Below are 18,384 nucleotides of genomic sequence, written 5' to 3'. Positions count from 1 at the left end.
CGGTTTGTCCCCTCCTTTTCCTGTCGGTCATTACTCTCATAACCCAGATGATCTTTCATTTCTCCCTGAAGCATTGATTCAAACATAGGGCCGAAGATATCTTTCAAAGCATCCTGCATGTCTCCGACGTTTTCCGGTTGGTACTGATTCAGTATTGCCTGTACCAGTGCATCTTTTTTAGGGTCACGTTTTCTTCTTGCCATAGTAGTTCTATCCTTCCTTTTCTCTGTTGTTTAGTTTAACATATCCTGACAAAAAAACAGAGTGTGAAGTTCATTTTGAACTTACACACTCTATCTTACACTCCCACATAAAAAATACCAGGTAAAAAGGCTGAACAGCCAATTTTACCTGGTATTTTTTATATCACTTTCTTACATTACTTCCATTATCCCATCTGCCATTGCACTGAGAATGATAAAACAGGAAACTGACCCTGCATCCAGAACTCCTCTGGAACGTTCTCCCAAACGGCTGGACCGGCCGAATTTTGCAACCATGTCCTTGGTAGAATCTTTTCCTTTCTCTGCCGCAGCTTTCATCTTTTCCATAGCGGTTTTAAAATCGTCTTTGTCTTCTGCCGACTTTTTTACAGATTCCACTGCAGGAGCTAAAGTATCTACCAATGTCTTATCTCCTACTTTTGCGTCTACAATACCGGATAACCCTTCCAGTCCTGCTGCCAGCATACGGCCCAGCCCATCCAGATCAATTTCTTCCATATCTTCTCCCGCTTCCGCCATATCCATAAAAATTGTTCCATAAATCGGGCCCATGGATCCCCCTATTTCATTGAGGAGAATCATTCCAAGCTCCTCCAGGCCTTCTGTAAAAGTAAAAGGTTCGTCCTTGAATCTTGTCTCAAACACTGTAAACCCTTTATTCATATTCATTCCATGGTCTCCGTCGCCGATCAATCCATCCACTTCTCCAAGATATGCTTTGTTATCCTGAATCCCTTTGACCATCTTCCATAATATTACTTTACCGTCTGTATTTTTAAATCCACTCACAAGCAATACCTCCTGCTTATGCAGCTAAGGTTTGGTCTTTTCAAACCTTAGCTGCTAAGTACATCCTGTCGACTTAGGCGGGGTTCTTTCACGCCTTAGTGACATGGATGTTTCCTACAATTGTTTTAACCCCATGCTGTTAGCCGGCATGTCAATCAGTTCCTTCAATTCATCATCTAATTTCATCATGGTTAATGTGGCTCCCATCATCTCAAGAGAGGTAAAATAGTTACCTACATATGCCTTATGAGTCTTAATTCCCATCTCCTGCAGGAGTTTATCAATCTCATCATATAATACGTACAGCTCCATAACAGGTGTAGCACCAAGACCGGATACAAGTATAACCACCTCATCTCCGGATTCAAACGGATAATCGGGAACAACCACATCTACCATGCGCTTTGCCATCTGAGCCGCTGTCTCCAGAGCACATACTTCAATCCCCGGCTCTCCATGATGCCCGATTCCTACCTCCATGGTTCCTTCTTTAATTTCAAAGTTCGGATGCCCTACTGCTGGAAGGGTACATGGAGTCAGACCAATCCCCACACTTCTGGTGTTGTCGATTGCTTTCTGGGATACGGCAATTACTTCATCCAGACTGCCGCCTGCTGCTGCTTTAGCTCCCCCTACTTTCCACATGAGTACTTCGCCTGCAACTCCCCGGCGTTTTTCTCTCTGGTCTTTAGGAGCAGATGCCACATCATCATTGGCAACTACTGTTTTTAACGTAATTCCGGCCTTTTTTGCCATTTTAACAGCCATCTTCACATTCATGTTATCCCCGGAGTAGTTCCCGTACAGGCACGCAACCCCTTCTCCCTGGTCCGCTGCCTTACATGCATCCAGGAATGCCGCTGCAGTCGGGGAGGAGCAGATTTCTCCTACCGCCGCAGCATCACAGAGGTTTTTTCCCACATATCCAATAAATGCAGGTTTATGCCCGGAACCCCCTCCTGTAATCACTCCTACTTTTCCTTCCGGTATGTTTTTCGCCTTTACCACCCGGGGGTTTTCTGTTGCTTCCACAATATCTCCATGGGCTTTCAAAAATCCTTTCAGCATTTCATCTACAATATCATCCGGATTATTTAATATTCTCTGCATCTCTCTCCTCCAGTATTAGTTAAAAAGTTATTTGATTGTATATCCGCCATCTATTATCAGGTTATGCCCTGTAATCATGGCTGCACCTCCGCTGCACAAAAATGCAATTGCTGCTGCAATTTCATCAGGTTCCGCAAACCTCTCAGAAGGCATTTCCTTCTTAAATGCATCTCCTACAGGGCCATCCCATGCCTTATGTCCAAGCTCTGTCAATACAACTGTGGGAGAAACTGCGTTTACACGTATCCCGTATTTTCCCCACTCGTACGCAAGGACTTTTGTCATCGAAATGATTGCTCCTTTGGATGCACAGTAGGCCACATGCTTATCAAGGGCTATAACTCCCGCCTGGGATGCCATGTTGACAATACATCCATCCACTTCATGATCAATAAAATATTTGCCTATCATCTGTGCCATCATAAAGGATGCTTTCAGATTAACATCCATCGTTCTGTCCCAGTCTGTCTCAGTCAGGCTCTCGGCACTTTCCAGTGCAACGATTCCGGCACAGTTCACTAATATATCCACCCGTCCGAAGGCGTTTAGTGCTTCCTCCAGTACCTTCTTCCGGTATTCTGCATCTGTAGCATTTCCTGCCACACCAATCGCATTATCCTGGAGTTTCTTAGCCACCTCATTTACATTGGGATTTAAATCCGCCAAGCAAAGATTGACTTCTTTTTTTGAAAAGAATTCCGCCGTGGCATATCCTATGCCCGCAGCACCACCTGTAATAATCGCAGTTTTCCCTTCTAATGAAAACTCCGCATCTACCCCATAATATTTAATCAATTCAAGCTTCCTCCTTTCTTAAGTTCAGAATATTCTGAAAATGGCTTTCAAAAGGGACTGTCCCCTGTTGTACTATTGTGCTCTCTTTTTGAATTCTGCAACGTTGTCTTTGTTTACTTCCTCAAAATCAATCCAGTAGTTCTCATCTACTGTATCGCCTTTGATTGCATTCACAAGGACTTCTACTGCTTTGCTTCCCTGGCCTGCTCCATCCTGGAAGATAGATGCTACAAGATCATCATTTTCTACTGCATTTAATGCATCTGTTATACCATCAACTCCAATAGCGGGAATATCTTTTCCTGCTGCTTTTACTGCCTCTCTTGCACCAAGAGCCATTTCGTCATTTTCAGCAACAATTGCATCAATTTGGTCAAATGCCTGGAGCCATGTTTCCATTACAGTCATTGCCTCTGAACGTGACCAGTTTGCAGTCTTCTCTGCAAGTACTTTGATGTCCGGATTTTTATCCAGAATGTTTTGGATACCTTCTCTTCTTTCAATCTGTGCAGATTGTCCCATAGGACCTTCAATAATCACGATGTTGCCTTTTCCACCTAATAAGTCTACAATTTTCTGCATTTCCATCTCACCGGCTGTTACATCCTGAGATCCTACATAGCTAGTGAGCTTGTCGCTCTTTACTCTCGTATTAACACCTACAATCGGAATTCCTGCTTCAACAGCTTTATCCACACAGGGGGCGCATGCTTCCGCATCCTGAGGATTCAGGATGATTCCTTTGCATCCGTCAGAAATCATTGTTTCAACCTGGCTGATCTGGGTACTCGGATCATAATTTCCATCATAAACTTTCAATTCAACTCCCAGTTCTTTTGCCTTTGCTTCTGCCGCATTAGCGAGCCTTACTGTAAACTCATTTTTTAAACTGTAGAGTGTAATACCGATTTTAATTGTTTCTTCAGAACTGTCCTCTTTTGCCTCACTCTTTGCCTGCTTATCTGCTGCCCCGCACCCTATAAGCATTGAGCCCACCATGACTGCACACATCAAAATACTTAATACCCTCTTTTTCATTTCTTAAATCCTCCTTGTTTTTTATGTCAAAACGGGCACCCTTAGACCCGCTTTGCTTCTTATTTGTCTATAAGGCACTTCTATTTAGACTCATTCAGGGAATCCAGCATAACTGCACCTATAATAATAATTCCTTTGATAACTAACTGCCAGTAGGAAGAAACTGCCATCATATCTAATCCATTATTCATCGCCCCCATAATCAGAAAGCCGATAATTGTACCCCACAGCCGTCCTCTGCCTCCTGCCAGGCTGTTGCCGCCGATAACTGCCGCTGCAATGGCATCTACTTCATATCCTTCTCCGCTGGCTGCCAGCCCTGATGTTACACGGGAAGTCAGGATAACTCCTGCAAGTCCTGCAAGAACACCAGAAATCATATACACCGAGCAGATAATCATCTTTACATTAATACCGGATACCCTTGCAGATACGGGATTCCCTCCGGTTGCAAATACATAACGCCCATATCTTGTTTTATACAGCACTATATAACAAACTACAAGTACTACCACAAGAACAATAATCGGTATGGGAATGATTCCAATACTTCCGCCGCCCATTTTCAGGAACTGGGGGCTAAGCCCCGGAACCGGTTTGGCATCACTTGCCATAAACGTAACCCCTCTGGCTATACTCAGCATACCCAGGGTAGCAATAAATGCAGGAACCTTTAAATATGCAATAATAATTCCATTGAGAAGTCCCAGCATCAGCCCTACTGTCAAACCTGTAAGTACCGCCAGAAACCAGGGCATTCCTGTCTCTGTCCTTGCCACCAGTGCGGCAAACATGCCGGAGGCACCAACTATAGACCCTACGGAAAGATCAATTCCTCCGGTCAGAACTACAAATGTCATTCCAATCGCCAAAAATCCATTAATGGATGTCTGCCGCAGCATATTCAGCATATTGTCCACTGTTAGAAACTTTGCTTTCATTACCGTAAAAAATGTCATAATCAGAATCAACCCGATGATAACTCCATATTTTGCAGCAAATTCTTTTATGTTAAATTGTCTTTTTTCTATCGCCTTTTCCATCCCTTTACCTCTCCATTATATATGTGATACTGCCATCTCCATAATACGTTCCTGCCCAAATTCCGTTCTCTCCAGTTCTCCGCCCGCTTTGCCATTGCTCAGCACCAGTACTCTGTCTGCCATTCCCATAACCTCAGGCATTTCCGATGAAATCATAATAATTGCATTTCCTTTGGAAACGAACTCACACATGATTTTATAGATTTCCGCTTTTGCACCTACATCGATTCCTCTGGTAGGCTCATCCAGAATAAGCAGTCTTGGTTCCCGTATCAGCCATTTTGCCAATACTACCTTCTGTTGATTTCCTCCGGACAGAGATTTTACAAGCTGCCTTGAACTATTCAGCTTAATGCGCAGCTGCTCAATCTGATGTTTAATGGTCCGATTCTCCTTCCCGGAATTAATGAATAGGCCCTGGCTCATCTCTTTCATAGAGGGAAGGGTAATGTTTTGCCCCACGCTCATCTCAAGCACCAGCCCTTCATCCTTTCTATCCTCCGTCACATATGCGATTCCATGTTTAATCGCATCTTTTGGATTATGGATATCCAGTTTTTCTCCATCGAAAATAATCTCACCCTGCTCCTTTTTGCTCAATCCGAAAATAGCATGCATTAATTCCGTTCTTCCGGCCCCTACAAGCCCCGCAATCCCAAATATTTCACCTTTTCTGACGCGGAAACTGATATCTTCAAATTGCCCTGTGACAGAAAAGTTCTTTACTTCCAGCATAGTGTCGGTAATAGGAACTTCGGTTTTGGGGAATATCTCTGTTAATTCCCGGCCAACCATATTTTTAATGAGAATATTATTGTCAATGTCCTTTGCCTGCCAGGTGTTTACATATCTCCCATCCCTGAGCACTGTAATGTCATCTGCAATCTGGAAAATCTCGTCCATTTTATGGGAAATATAAATAATCCCCTTTTGCTGGTCTTTCAAATCCCTGATTACATGAAACAAATTTTCCACTTCTTTATCCGTAATTGCCGATGTCGGCTCATCCATAATGATGATTTCGGCATTTAAGGAAATGGCCTTTGCAATTTCTACCAATTGCTGGTCTGCAACTTTCAAGTCCCCCACTCTTGCCTTAGGGCTTATTTTCACATTCAGACTTGCAAGTAATTCTTCAGTCTGTTTATACAACTGTGCATAGTCAAGGAAAATCCCCTTCTCCGGTTCTCTTCCAAGGTAAATATTCTCCGCAACAGTCATTTCCGGCACCGGTGATAATTCCTGATGAATCATTGCTACTCCCAAAGACTGGGAATGTTTTGGAGAAGTGATTTCAATCTCTTTTCCTTTAATCATCATAGAGCCTTTGTCGCATTTATGTATTCCTGCCAATGCCTTCATCAGTGTGGATTTCCCCGCACCATTTTCTCCCATCAGTGCATGTACTGTCCCCGGCCGTAATACAAAATCAACCCCGTGCAGCACTTTTACCGTATTGAAGCTTTTTTCAATTGCCCGCATCTCTAATAAATTCAAGACCCCCGCCCCTTTCCTGCATTTCTTTTTCTGACGTTAGTTCGGGTGCGTTTGAAAATGCATTCCCACAATTTGTACGCCCCACTTACTTTGTCACTGCAAACTTATTTTACCGTCTTTCTGCCTGGGAAAAAGGTTTGAATTTTTACAATTAAGTTTAAATTTTCCATATAGTTTGTGATACAATTATCAAAGAGGATGCTGCAAAATGCAAATATCTCAAAGAAAGATACTAGATTTCGCAACATCCTCTTATAAAAGTCTCTTTACTGCATTATCTGATATGCCTGGCTCTGTATTCCCTGGGTGACTCCCCTGTCATTTTCTTAAATACAACAGAAAAATATTTTGAATTGCTGAATCCGCTCAGCTCACTAATTTCTTGTATAGGAATACTACTGTCCCCGATTAACTTTTTTGCAATTTTTATTCTCTCGTTTGTTAGATAGGTATTAAATCCGCCTTCTGTATGCCGTTTAAAAATAGTACTGATATATCCGGGAGTTCTGTTAAACTTGTCCGCAATCAGATTCAGGTCCAGCTCCTCTGTAATATGTTCATCTACATACTGCAGTATCATCTTACTCAACTGTGTATTTCCCTGGTTTCCTTTATTCAGAGACTGCTGCAGGAGTTCAATTCTTTCCTTCAGCTCCCTTTTCACTTCACTGAAATCCCAGCAGCGGGCCAGGGGCGTATAGGCGCTTAGTTCCCCGTCCTTTCCGGTCTGATGCCTGATAAGCTGAAGGCTGATATATTCCTGAATGTCTTCATACTCTTTTTTCAGGGTATTGATGACCTGTTTGTTTTCCCCTTGGTTCAAGATTTTCTGCATTTCCTCCAAAATATGAAATATATTAATATTCTCAACAGGTTTCATATACTTCACAAGATTCGGTGCCTTTACCACAGACTCTTTTTCTATTTCGTCATAGACCATTACAATATCCCCATGTCCATACAGCTTAAAATCTGCTGCCAGCAGCGCATGTCTCAAAGAAGTATGCAGATGAATAAAATCGTATGCCACATCTCCGATTCCCGCATAAACTTCTGTCTTGCAGTACTTCTTAATAAGAGAAGCGGCTTTCCTTATCAGCTTTTTCTTGGACTCCTGAAGGGATAGCTGGTTGCAGCCTTCGAATATAGTAACAATCTGCCCTTTATCATATGTAACATTGATGATTCTTTCATTTTCCGCCTCCAGATTCAGGTATTCATCTAAAATATTTTTCGCAGCAAAGTCCATGTAGTCCTGATTATCTTCCCTGACTTTGTATTCAATCACCGCACAAATATACAGCTTTGACTCAAACTCCATCCCCAGTTCCTTTAGTTGTATCAAATAGCGCTCTGCTTCTGCACTGCTTGGGCATTTGAGAAGGCCTAACAGAAAATCATGCTTCAGCCGTTCCATAATTCTGTCATTTTCCATTTTTCGGTTCAGCTCTTGAATTGTCCGGGCTTTCTGCTTTCTGATATCATCTATGTACTCCTGTATCAGAGTGATAAACTCCTGTTTTTTTATAGGCTTCATGATATACTCGCTGACTCCCAGACGGATTGCCCTCTGAGCATACTCAAAATTATCATATCCTGATAAAATAACAACAGGTATTGTTTTATTTTCCTCCCTGATCTGCCTTATAAATTCCAGTCCGTCACATCCCGGCATACTAATATCTGTAATAATCAAATTCAGCGCTGTTTCCCTGGCTTTTTCCAATGCTTCCTGCCCGTTTGCAGCCTCTATGCACTGAATTTCCTCCGTCAGATTCTTCTTTAGTATGGAAATTATCCCTTTTCTAATAAACTGTTCATCATCTGCTATTAACAACCTAAACATATCCATCTCCCATTCTATTTTCCGCTGAAACATCCATGTCACTGTGGAAACAGCCATGCTGCTAAGTTCGAAAAAACACACCACTGGTGAACTTTCACACTAAGTTCGAAAAGACCTCACCAAGTGTTCAATGTTTCATTAAGTAGTATAAGCAAGTCGACAGGATGTACTTTGCAACTATGGCTTGATAACACCAAGCCTACCATATTGAACATTAGCAGTTCAATAAGTATTAGTTGCATAAGTAATAACAAGTACGATTTTTGTTCCGGCTCCCGGCTGGCTCTCTATATGCATGGTACTGCCCGGCCTGCAAAGCAGTCCGATTCTTTGCTTTACATTGGTAACACCGATAGAGTTCCTTTTACTTTCCCCATCCTGGAAAGGCCGGTTTTCTTCCATACATTTCTGGAGCATCGCCAATTTTTCCGGCTCGATGCCATTGCCATTGTCTGTAATCGTAATCACTAGGGTATTTTCCTGATTTTTAGCAGTTATGCTCACTTCCCACGGCGGAATCTTATTTTTAAACCCATGATTAAAACTATTTTCTATCAATGGCTGGAGGATTAATTTAGGGACAATCACATCATCTAAATTATCATCTTTTTCTAAAACAAATTCTACAGAATCACCATAGCGCATCTGCATAATAGAAATATAATTTTTCAGATTCTTCCATTCCAGTTCGAAGCGCACCTCATCTGCTCCCCAGCTTATACTGTAACGAAATAATTCTCCCAGTACCGACAAGCTGTTTCCCAGAGAATAATATTCATCAATTTCACACTGCATACGCATATTTTCCAATGTATTATATAAGAAATGAGGGTTAATCTGAGCCTGCAGCGCTTTTAGCTCCGCTTCTTTCTGTGCCTGCTCATACTGCACCTTTTCCTCTATCACCTTATTCAGCCTTATAGACATTTCATTAAATGATTGTGTAATACGTGTCACTTCATCTTCTACATTATCATCTGCTATGACAACTCCAAAATTCCCTTCTCTCACCTTCCCCATCATATCATCAAGAATAACCAAACGTTTCAGCATATTATGCACAAGATAATAAACAATACCAAACAAAACAAGGAGACACAAAATACACGCACACCATACCAGTATGACCCGTGTACGCAAAAAGTTCTGCAGAGCTTCCTGGTTTACAATGGACACTGTGACTAGATTTGTGTCCTTTAAGGTACGGTACAACATCAGATAACGCCCCTCATCATAAGAAAAGGTTTTTGTTCCTGATTTCCCGTCTATGGCGCCCTTTATCTCCTCTACAACTCCCCGAGAACCTTGAAAAGTGTCTACCATGACGTTTTTCGAATCATCCAGAACCATGACCCCCCGGTTTCCTCTTTCCGATTCCAGATTTACACTATCTGAGAGCCTCGCCACGTTCAGATCTATTTCAACCACCCCAACCACCTCTTCTGTATTCAGGTCATAAACTTTCCGGTAAAGAGGTAGAATTTCATTCCCTGAATCTCCCATGTTCAGCTTATCTGTCTTAAAGGTAGTGGTTACCAAATTCATGTTTCTTACTTTTCCATATAGCCACCTTTTCGGACTATCCATAATTTCTCCATAGTACTCTTTCTTCCTCAGGGTATCCATGTGAAACTGCCAATCGCATCCCTGATTCTCACCAATTTGCTTATTTGATGAATATACCAAGAAATTTCCAAACATATTATTATATAACTGCCGGCCATTATACAGTGATGACTCCAATGATGAAATATAATAATTCATCTCACTTTTGGAAAGAACATTTTTATCATTCATGAAATAAGGGAATTCCTGTTTATAAAACAAGTCATCCAAAAAAGAATGGGCATCCTCCAGATTCCCTGTTATATTCTGCTCTACTTTTATCAATGACTGCTCCAGCTCTCTGGCTGCATCCTCCCTGGCCGACATGGTAAAAGTCTGCAGATACACAACCGACACAACCATAATCAGTACAGATATAATCACCGTCATAAATATAGATATCTTCCATACAAGACTAAGTTTCCATTTTTTCACCGGCAACATTTCCTCCATTCCTTTATCCGCTGTTTTGCTCTATTTTAACATATACATCCCGGGCGTTCCACATATTTCGGTTTCCTGCTTTAGAGGCCAGCTTCCTATGACATAAAAAGCAGGAGTCCCGTTTTTGCGGTTCTCCTGCTATCTCTTATCTTTTTGAACGTTAGCAGTTCAATAAGTATGCTCTATTATCTTAATTAAACACATTCTCCAAATCCTCTTTGCCGCTTTTCTGCAGCCTTACAGGAAGTTTGGATTACTTCTTAAAGAAATCCGGAATTTTGATAGACTGCTCTTTCACCTTACTTGATGGTGTTCTTGGCTGTTCCAGCGTCGGCATTGCACTTCCTGCCGTCCGTCCTGACGGAGATGCTGCCCCTGTTCTTCCAGCTGCCGCAGCTCTGCGCTGTTCCATATCTATAGGACTTCTGCTCGCCATATCTCCGGAAGGAAGAATTGATCCTACCTTCTGCTGTCCTTCCAGTCTTGCTTTCAGCTTGGAAGAACTTCCGCCTACATTATGTAAGCCGGTTGCAATAACGGTGATTGTAGCCTCGTCGGACCTGGAATCGTCATACATAGCACCAAAGATAATATTTGCATTCTCTCCGGCTAATTCCTGTACATATTCAGCCGCATCGGACGCATCCATCAGTGTAATATCACCAGAAATATTGATGATAACATGAGATGCCCCTTGGATAGTTGTCTCAAGCAGCGGACTGGCAACAGCCTGTTTTACTGCCTCCAAAGCCTTGTCATCTCCACGGCCTGCACCGATACCGATATGTGCGATACCCTTGTCCTTCATAACAGTCTGGATATCTGCAAAATCAAGGTTAATCAGTGATGGTACATTAATCAGGTCTGTAATACCCTGAATACCTTGCTGGAGCACTTCGTCAGCTTTCTTAAGAGCTTCCGGCATGGTTGTCCTTCTGTCAACGACTTCTAACAGCTTGTCATTCGGAATGACAATCAGTGTATCCACATTTTCTTTCAATTTATCTATTCCCGTTTGGGCATTGGACATACGTGTTCTTGATTCGAAACGGAATGGTTTTGTGACAACACCTACCGTCAATGCACCCTGCTCTTTCGCAATACGCGCAACCACCGGAGTAGCTCCTGTTCCTGTTCCGCCTCCCATACCACATGTTACAAATACCATGTCGGCACCTTTCAATGCGGCAGATATCTCTTCAGCACTTTCCTCCGCAGCCTTCTCCCCTACTTCCGGCTGTGCACCTGCACCGAGACCTTTCGTCAGCTTCTCACCGATCTGCATCAGAGTGGGAGCTTTACATAATTGGAGTGCCTGCTTATCTGTATTGATTGCGATAAATTCCACGCCTGCAATCTGCTCATCAATCATGCGGTTTACTGCGTTATTACCGCCGCCGCCGACTCCGATAACAATTATTCTTGCAGCCGCTTCTGATTCGTTTGTTTTAATTTCTAACAAGAGTATTTCCTCCTTTATGGTCTTATTAATATTACCTTATACTTCCCTTTATAATTGAACGATATAATCCAATATGTATATAATATAGTCTTTCCCGTAAATAATCAATAGATTTTTGCTTATTTTCCGATTTTTTGTTACAGTTCAGCAAAGGGTAATCAAGCTTATGGCTGAACTGCTGCTATCTCCTCTTCCGCTTCTTCCTGAACTGTACCGTCACTCTCCTCCTCTGCCTCTGGCACGAAACGGATTGCTTTATCAGAAACATCATAGTTTTCCAGATGGAGGGTACCCTTGCTGTCAGGATACTTCTCGGACAGCTTTTCTAAAATAGGAGGAATCTGTGCAATGCGGTCCCCATAATTTGTCTTTCCCAAAAGGACCTCCACACTTCCAAAGTAAAGATTCAGGCCTCCTCCTACACAAGTAATACTGTCCGGGGTAAGTTTATATCTCACAAGGAGCTGTGAGAGCTCTACAATTCCCCGGAACACCTTTTTATCTGAGACAGGCAGCACTTCACCCAGCTTTACCTTTGATATATCTACATCCATACCTTCTAAATAGGCTGCCCCGTCAAGCTTTTCTCCGGTCACCAGCACTGCCGTTCCTTCCTTATCAAAGTAAAGGTACTGGTTCTTATAATCAATATAACCTGTGATTTCCTTTTCCTTCACCTTAAATTGTACTGTCCACGGTGTTTTCAGCACGGCCTTCGAGGATTCCACTACCGGAAGCTGTTCTATATCATTACGGTTATATTTCCACAAGACATATATAGAATTTACTGCATATTTGTCTTCTTTCAGCCAGCCTATGATATCATTCTGTGTACAATATTTGTTTCCTTTTACTTCTACCTTCTGAATATGGAAAAGAAGCAGAAATGCAAATACAATAATTGCTATTCCCAAAATAAAGGTCAAAAGCCCGAGAAATACACCGTGACGCTTTTTCTTCTTAGGCTTGGGAGGATGTTCTTCTTCCCAGTCCAGCATTTCATTCACATATGCTTCGTCATCGAACTTTTCATATTCTTCACGCCTGCTTTTATTTTTGCGCTTCATCTACAGTCCTCCTTATTCGATAGGAGACCAGCCTGATTCCGCTATGCTCCATCTCGCTGCGGCTAAACGCCGAACAGCTACCATCATTCTATCAGATTTGAAACACTTAGTACAAGTCCCATTTCTAAAAGAAGAAACATAACGGATGTTCCTCCATAGCTAATGAAGGGGAGTGTAATTCCCGTATTTGGTATTGTATTTGTCACAACCGCAATATTGAGAATTACCTGAATCATCATATGGGCCATTGCCCCGGCGGCAATTAATGCACCCAGCAGGTCTTTCGCATGAGTTGCAATGACAAAGAACCGCCAGATTAAGATTAAAAACAAGATTACAATCAGGCTGGCTCCCACCAGACCCAGTTCTTCACATATAATAGAAAATATCATATCATTTTGTGCTTCCGGCAAAAACCCTAGTTTTTGCACACTTTCTCCAAGACCCCTTCCAAAAAGACCGCCGGAACCGATTGCATACAGCCCCTGCAAGGTCTGATATCCCTTTTCATACATCTCCGGGTTTCGCCAGATGGCCAGTCTCTCCAGGCGGTAGCTCTCCAGTGCTAAAAAAATCGCCATGAACCCCACACCGGCACCTCCCATCCAGACAAACTGGGCATACCTGGGACTTGCCACAAATATCAGAACAACCGCAATACCCATAATGATAATTGCAGTACTCAGGTTACTGGCTCCTACCAGCCCTACTACAGGAAGAACGGGAATCATTACCTTTACAAGAGTTCTGAATTTCCCCATTTTTTTTACATTTTTTGTGACTAAACATGCAAGAAAAAGTATAACTGCTACCTTGGCAAACTCGGAAGGCTGAAAAGAAATAGGCCCCAAAGACAACCATCTTTTGGACCCATTGTACTCGTCTCCTATAAACATAACTGCAACCGATAACAGAATGGCTGTCAGATATCCCAGGTTCGCCAGGGGCACCCATTTGTGATAATCGATATTTGCCACAACCAGCATTCCAACCATCCCCAAGGCAGTTGCAAAACCCTGCTTTTTCAGATAATAGAAAGAATCATGGAATTTTACCCGCCCATTATAAGCACTGGTACTATATAAAAGGACCAAGCCTATACTTACCAAAAGTAACACAACAATCAGCAATGTGTAGTCATACCGCCTTTTTTTAGCCGGACGCTCCAATATAAATTCACTCCTTATAAACGATTTACAAGTTCTTTGAATTTATCTCCACGTTCTTCATAATTCTGAAACATCCCCCAGCTCGCACAAGCTGGTGATAAGAGAACAGCATCCCCTGATTTGGCATGTTTTACACAGGCTTCCACAGCCTCCTCCAATGTATCCACAAGAATGGTATCTGTAAACCCTAATCTCCTGGCTGTTTCATCAATTTTCTCTCTTGTCGCGCCCAACAGCACCAATTTTTTTACTTTTCCGTCAAAAGCCTGAATCCATTCTTCATAAGAAGAATCCTTATCATAGCCGCCCCCTATCAACAGTGTAGGGCGGTTCATTGCCTGAATCCCTTTGATTGCCGCATCCGGGTTTGTTCCCTTTGAGTCATTATAGAATGCGATTTCATTTTTCTCTGCAACAAATTCGATCCGGTGCTCTACTCCCTGAAATTCCATAATCGTTTTTCTTATAATTTCCATAGGAACTTTATAGGCTGCTGCCATGACTGCCGCTGCCATAACGTTCTCATGGTTATGTGTCCCCAGAACCTTCAGTTCATTTACATGACAGATTTTCTCCGGTCCGTCTGAGATATGACAGATGATATCCCCCCGGTCCAGGTAGATTCCTTTTTCTAGTTTACGCTGGCTGCTGAAATATAGAACCTGTGCGTTGACTTTTTCTCCAAATCCTCTCGTAACCTGATCCTCGTAATTCAGTACACAGATGTCCTCTGCAGTCTGGTTTTTGGCTATATTCTGCTTTGCTTCTATATAAGCCTCCATCGTATGATGGCGGTTTAAGTGATCCGGTGTAATATTAAGCACTGCGCTTACCTTAGGCCGGAAGGTATGTATACTTTCCAACTGAAAACTGCTCATTTCCGCAACAACAACAGAATCCTCTTTCGTCTCCAGTGCAATACCCGTATAAGGAGTTCCAATGTTTCCAACCACAAAGGTGCTCTCTTTATAATTTTTCATAATCTCACCGAGTAGTGCCGTTGTTGTTGTTTTTCCGTTCGTTCCGGTAATCGCAAGTACATCTCCCTTGCTCAGAACGTAAGCAAGTTCTATCTCTCCCCAGACAGGTATTTTTCTTTTCTTCATCCGGTTTACTACAGGGAGGTCCGTGGGTACGCCCGGACTTATAATAACCAGATTTAAGCTGTCCAAAAGTTCTTCCGGCAGCTCTCCTAATATGACCTGTACATGGGTCTGTCCGCCTCTGCAAATTTCACTTTGAATCCTGGCTGCATCCGCTGAAGCATCTCCATCATAGAGAACCACTTCCGCGCCCTGGCTAAGAAGCAGGCGGCTTGCAGCTACCCCGCTGATGCCTGAACCAAATACCAGAACCTTTTTATCTTTCATATCCATTACTATACCCCCATGAGTGCGATGAGACAGAGAATAGCAGTGATTATAGAAAATACCGCAACCACTTTTGTCTCGGACCACCCACATAGCTCAAAATGATGATGAATCGGTGCCATTTTAAAAAAACGCTTCCCGCCTGTCTTTTTAAAATAAGCAACCTGTATCATAACAGAAGCTACTTCTACCAGATAAATCAACCCTACAATGATTATAAACAACGGCATCTGCATGATATAAGCCGTACCTGCCACAAATCCTCCCAACGCGAGAGAGCCTGTATCTCCCATAAAGACACTGGCAGGATATACATTAAATAGAAGAAATCCCAACAGCGCTCCCACAACTGCACAGGTAATCGGCTCTACTCCGCTTTCCGTTCCAATGGCTACAACCGTAAAGAAAGTGGCTACCAATACAGTAACGCTGGAAGCCAGACCATCCAGCCCGTCTGTAAAGTTCGTGCCATTTACCGTTCCGATAACTGCAACGAACAAAAGCACAATCGCCAGCCATCCAATGTCCCAATACTTTCCTCCGGAAAACGGAATCAAAAGGGTCAGCGGGATCTTAGCCACTCTTATAATGTAATAGGCAAAAACAGCTGTCACCACAATCTGAAGCGCCATCTTTTGCTTTGGATAAAGGCCATCTGAACGCTTCATCACAACTTTTAAGTAATCATCCAAAAACCCAATCAGCCCGAACCCTATGGTCAGAAACAGAATGGGGATGATATTGGGGGAACTCTTCACATAAAACAGGGAGGTAATTACCACACTGCCAAGAATGATTACACCTCCCATAGTAGGAGTCCCCGCTTTTTTCAAATGGGATTGCACCCCATCTGCCCTCTCGGTCTGCCCCATTTTCAATTTTCTAAGAAACGGTATTACAACCGGCCCCATCAGCAAGCTCAATGCAAATGAAATCAGCACCGGAATCACAACATGATAACTCATACACACACCTCTTCATCTCTTTTGTTAAACGAAAGCAGCTTTAATCTGCTTTCTTTTGCTAACCTGCCGCCCATTTCCAGCCGACACTTCATTTAGTATACCTCATTGGCTTTTGTTTTTCAAGAATTCTCTTAATCCGCAGCTTCTGTTTTCTCTTTATCCGCAGTTTCTGTGTTCTCTTCACCAACAGTTTCGGCCTTCTCTATCCCCAGATAGGGAAGTACATTGTCAAAAATATTTTTCATTACCGGCGCGGCAATTGTCCCCCCATAATACACACCCTGCGGATTATGTATCACTACCATTCCCAGTACTTGGGGATTCTCTGCGGGTGCAAATCCGATAAAAGAAGAAATATATTTATTTGCACTTCTTGGCAGAGTCTGTGAAGTCGCCGTTTTCCCTCCGATAGAATACCCTTCAATATATGCGTTTCTCCCCGTCCCTTCTGAAACTACACCTTCCAGAAGCATCCGCATGGTAGCAGAAGTTTCCTGGGATACAACTCCATTTTTTTCCTTATATTCTAATTCTTCAACTACATTTCCTTCTTTATCCAAAACTGCCTTTCCCAGATGAGGGGTGATCCGTCTTCCCCCGTTAATAAGGGAACTGACTGTTGCAGCCATCTGAATTGGTGTAATCTGAAAAGACTGCCCAAAAGACATAGTTGCCAGCTCTACTGTGCCAATATCTTCCTTCTTGTGCATAATCGTTCCTGCTTCACCTGGTAAGTCTACATTGGTCAGATTAAGAAGCCCAAATTGACCAAAATAATCATAAAATTTATCAGAACCAAGACGAAGCCCAATATCGATAAAAACAGGATTGCAGGAATTTTGGATTCCCTGGACAAATGTCTCTGATCCATGTCCGCCGACTTTATGGCACCTTATTTTACGGTCTTCCACAACCCGGTATCCGGGACAGGAGAACGTATCATTTAAACTTACGACACCTTCTTCCAGGCAGGCGGCTGTTGTAATAATTTTAAAAGTAGAACCTGGCTCATAAGTATCATTGATACAGCCATTCCTCCACATCTGATTTAATTGGTTCTGCAGTTCTTCGTCTGTCAACGTGTCCATATCTACTTCTGTATTTAGTATATACGGCTCATTCAGATTAAATTCCGGAACATTGACCATTGCCAGAATTTCTCCATTCTGGGGATTCATTAACAGTATAGATACAGCGTCTGCCTGTTTTTCCTCCATAGCCTTCAAAGCGGCCTGCTCACAGAATGCCTGGATATTATAGTCCAGACTGAGTTGAAGTGTCTGCCCTGCTATAGGCTCAACCCTATCTTCTGCCACACCTTCCAATTCGATTCCTCTTGCATCGGTTGTTGTCAGAATGGTTCCATTAATTCCTTTTAAATATTCCTCATACTTCACCTCAAGTCCGATGATACCCTGATTATCCCCGCCTGTAAATCCAAGCACTTTAGATGCAATTTCATTGTACGGATAATAGCGTTTAAAATCCTCGTCTACTTTTACACCTGCCAGATTATAATTACGGATTCTATCCCCTGTTTCTTTATCCACATTTGTTTTTATTTTTTCTATAGAAGAAACTTTTTCCACACGTTTTCTAATCTTGGATTCATCCATCTCCAATTCCTTCATCAATGTCTGGATGACTAATTCCGGGTCCTCAATCTGATTGTGTATGACAGAAATTGTGCAGACTGTCTTATTTGTAGCCAGCACCGTTTTATTCCTGTCCACAATTTCGCCTCTTGCTGCTTTAATTTCTCTCTCCCTCTCATGAAGAGATTCCGCCTTTTTTTGGTAATATTCTGCATCAAATACCATCAAATAAACCAAACGTCCGATTAATCCCAAAAGAATTATGGAGGCACCAATAAAGACGACAAGTATTTTTTTCTTATTATATGTTTTGTTCTTCATAAATAAAAACCTTACAAAAGATATTTTTATAACATATTACATCT

General features: G+C 42.4%; 14 protein-coding genes and 2 pseudogenes. All 16 read right to left on the bottom strand.

Translation table 11 applies throughout. From position 1 onward, the window contains the following. Positions 1 to 203 (bottom strand): annotated as a pseudogene (locus A8805_RS16855) (IS256 family transposase); the annotation flags it as partial. 171 nt (positions 204 to 374) lie between these two features. Beyond that, the gene (dhaL, locus tag A8805_RS16850; protein WP_109713297.1) at positions 375 to 1,013 is read right to left on the bottom strand and encodes a dihydroxyacetone kinase subunit DhaL; all 639 of its coding nucleotides are present in this window, start codon (positions 1,011 to 1,013) and stop codon (positions 375 to 377) included. 114 nt (positions 1,014 to 1,127) lie between these two features. Next, complete coding sequence (locus A8805_RS16845) at positions 1,128 to 2,123, bottom strand: dihydroxyacetone kinase subunit DhaK (protein WP_109713295.1); 996 nt, start codon at positions 2,121 to 2,123, stop codon at positions 1,128 to 1,130. Between the two features lie 27 nt (positions 2,124 to 2,150). Further along, complete coding sequence (locus A8805_RS16840) at positions 2,151 to 2,918, bottom strand: GolD/DthD family dehydrogenase (protein WP_109713293.1); 768 nt, start codon at positions 2,916 to 2,918, stop codon at positions 2,151 to 2,153. A 72-nt stretch (positions 2,919 to 2,990) separates the two neighbouring features. Further along, positions 2,991 to 3,956, bottom strand: coding sequence for a substrate-binding domain-containing protein (locus A8805_RS16835; protein ID WP_109713291.1), 966 nt, complete (start codon positions 3,954 to 3,956; stop codon positions 2,991 to 2,993). An 80-nt stretch (positions 3,957 to 4,036) separates the two neighbouring features. Next, complete coding sequence (locus tag A8805_RS16830; RefSeq protein WP_109713289.1) at positions 4,037 to 4,999, bottom strand: ABC transporter permease; 963 nt, start codon at positions 4,997 to 4,999, stop codon at positions 4,037 to 4,039. A gap of 15 nt (positions 5,000 to 5,014) precedes the next feature. Continuing rightward, entirely contained in the window at positions 5,015 to 6,496 is a 1,482-nt protein-coding gene (locus A8805_RS16825) for a sugar ABC transporter ATP-binding protein (protein WP_109713287.1), read from the bottom strand. 36 nt (positions 6,497 to 6,532) lie between these two features. Then, positions 6,533 to 6,583 (bottom strand): annotated as a pseudogene (locus A8805_RS23155) (DUF6783 domain-containing protein); the annotation flags it as partial. Between the two features lie 187 nt (positions 6,584 to 6,770). Next, positions 6,771 to 8,342, bottom strand: coding sequence for a response regulator (locus A8805_RS16820; RefSeq protein ID WP_181392885.1), 1,572 nt, complete (start codon positions 8,340 to 8,342; stop codon positions 6,771 to 6,773). 222 nt (positions 8,343 to 8,564) lie between these two features. Further along, a complete protein-coding gene (locus tag A8805_RS16815) occupies positions 8,565 to 10,400 on the bottom strand; it encodes a sensor histidine kinase (RefSeq protein WP_109713283.1) in 1,836 nt (611 codons plus the stop codon). Between the two features lie 244 nt (positions 10,401 to 10,644). After that, positions 10,645 to 11,853: a cell division protein FtsZ gene (gene ftsZ / locus A8805_RS16810; protein ID WP_109713281.1), complete on the bottom strand. Its 1,209-nt coding sequence runs from the start codon at positions 11,851 to 11,853 to the stop codon at positions 10,645 to 10,647. A 164-nt stretch (positions 11,854 to 12,017) separates the two neighbouring features. Further along, the gene (locus A8805_RS16805) at positions 12,018 to 12,920 is read right to left on the bottom strand and encodes a cell division protein FtsQ/DivIB (RefSeq protein WP_109713279.1); all 903 of its coding nucleotides are present in this window, start codon (positions 12,918 to 12,920) and stop codon (positions 12,018 to 12,020) included. Positions 12,921 to 13,003: 83 nt separating this feature from the next. Next, positions 13,004 to 14,089, bottom strand: a complete 1,086-nt coding sequence (locus tag A8805_RS16800; RefSeq protein ID WP_109713277.1) for an FtsW/RodA/SpoVE family cell cycle protein — start codon at positions 14,087 to 14,089, stop codon at positions 13,004 to 13,006. A 14-nt stretch (positions 14,090 to 14,103) separates the two neighbouring features. Continuing rightward, on the bottom strand, positions 14,104 to 15,465 hold the full coding sequence (gene murD / locus A8805_RS16795) for a UDP-N-acetylmuramoyl-L-alanine--D-glutamate ligase (RefSeq protein WP_109713275.1): 1,362 nt from the start codon (positions 15,463 to 15,465) through the stop codon (positions 14,104 to 14,106). Between the two features lie 2 nt (positions 15,466 to 15,467). Next, positions 15,468 to 16,424, bottom strand: a complete 957-nt coding sequence (gene mraY / locus A8805_RS16790; RefSeq protein WP_109713273.1) for a phospho-N-acetylmuramoyl-pentapeptide-transferase — start codon at positions 16,422 to 16,424, stop codon at positions 15,468 to 15,470. Between the two features lie 131 nt (positions 16,425 to 16,555). Then, complete coding sequence (locus tag A8805_RS16785) at positions 16,556 to 18,340, bottom strand: peptidoglycan D,D-transpeptidase FtsI family protein (protein ID WP_109713271.1); 1,785 nt, start codon at positions 18,338 to 18,340, stop codon at positions 16,556 to 16,558. Positions 18,341 to 18,384 lie beyond the last annotated feature (44 nt).

This window comes from Faecalicatena contorta (assembly GCF_003149105.1).
In the GTDB taxonomy this organism is placed as follows: domain Bacteria; phylum Bacillota; class Clostridia; order Lachnospirales; family Lachnospiraceae; genus Muricomes; species Muricomes contortus_C.
This window is presented reverse-complemented; position numbering and strand designations above follow the sequence as displayed.

Bases quoted from the DNA above. Each gene is read 5' to 3' on its own strand.
- A8805_RS16845 (WP_109713295.1), bottom strand. From the start codon at position 2,123: ATGCAGAGAATATTAAATAATCCGGATGATATTGTAGATGAAATGCTG.
- A8805_RS16785 (WP_109713271.1), bottom strand. From the start codon at position 18,340: ATGAAGAACAAAACATATAATAAGAAAAAAATACTTGTCGTCTTTATT.
- A8805_RS16830 (WP_109713289.1), bottom strand. From the start codon at position 4,999: ATGGAAAAGGCGATAGAAAAAAGACAATTTAACATAAAAGAATTTGCT.
- A8805_RS16815 (WP_109713283.1), bottom strand. From the start codon at position 10,400: ATGGAGGAAATGTTGCCGGTGAAAAAATGGAAACTTAGTCTTGTATGG.
- murD (WP_109713275.1), bottom strand. From the start codon at position 15,465: ATGGATATGAAAGATAAAAAGGTTCTGGTATTTGGTTCAGGCATCAGC.
- A8805_RS16835 (WP_109713291.1), bottom strand. From the start codon at position 3,956: ATGAAAAAGAGGGTATTAAGTATTTTGATGTGTGCAGTCATGGTGGGC.
- A8805_RS16805 (WP_109713279.1), bottom strand. From the start codon at position 12,920: ATGAAGCGCAAAAATAAAAGCAGGCGTGAAGAATATGAAAAGTTCGAT.
- mraY (WP_109713273.1), bottom strand. From the start codon at position 16,424: ATGAGTTATCATGTTGTGATTCCGGTGCTGATTTCATTTGCATTGAGC.
- A8805_RS16820 (WP_181392885.1), bottom strand. From the start codon at position 8,342: ATGTTTAGGTTGTTAATAGCAGATGATGAACAGTTTATTAGAAAAGGG.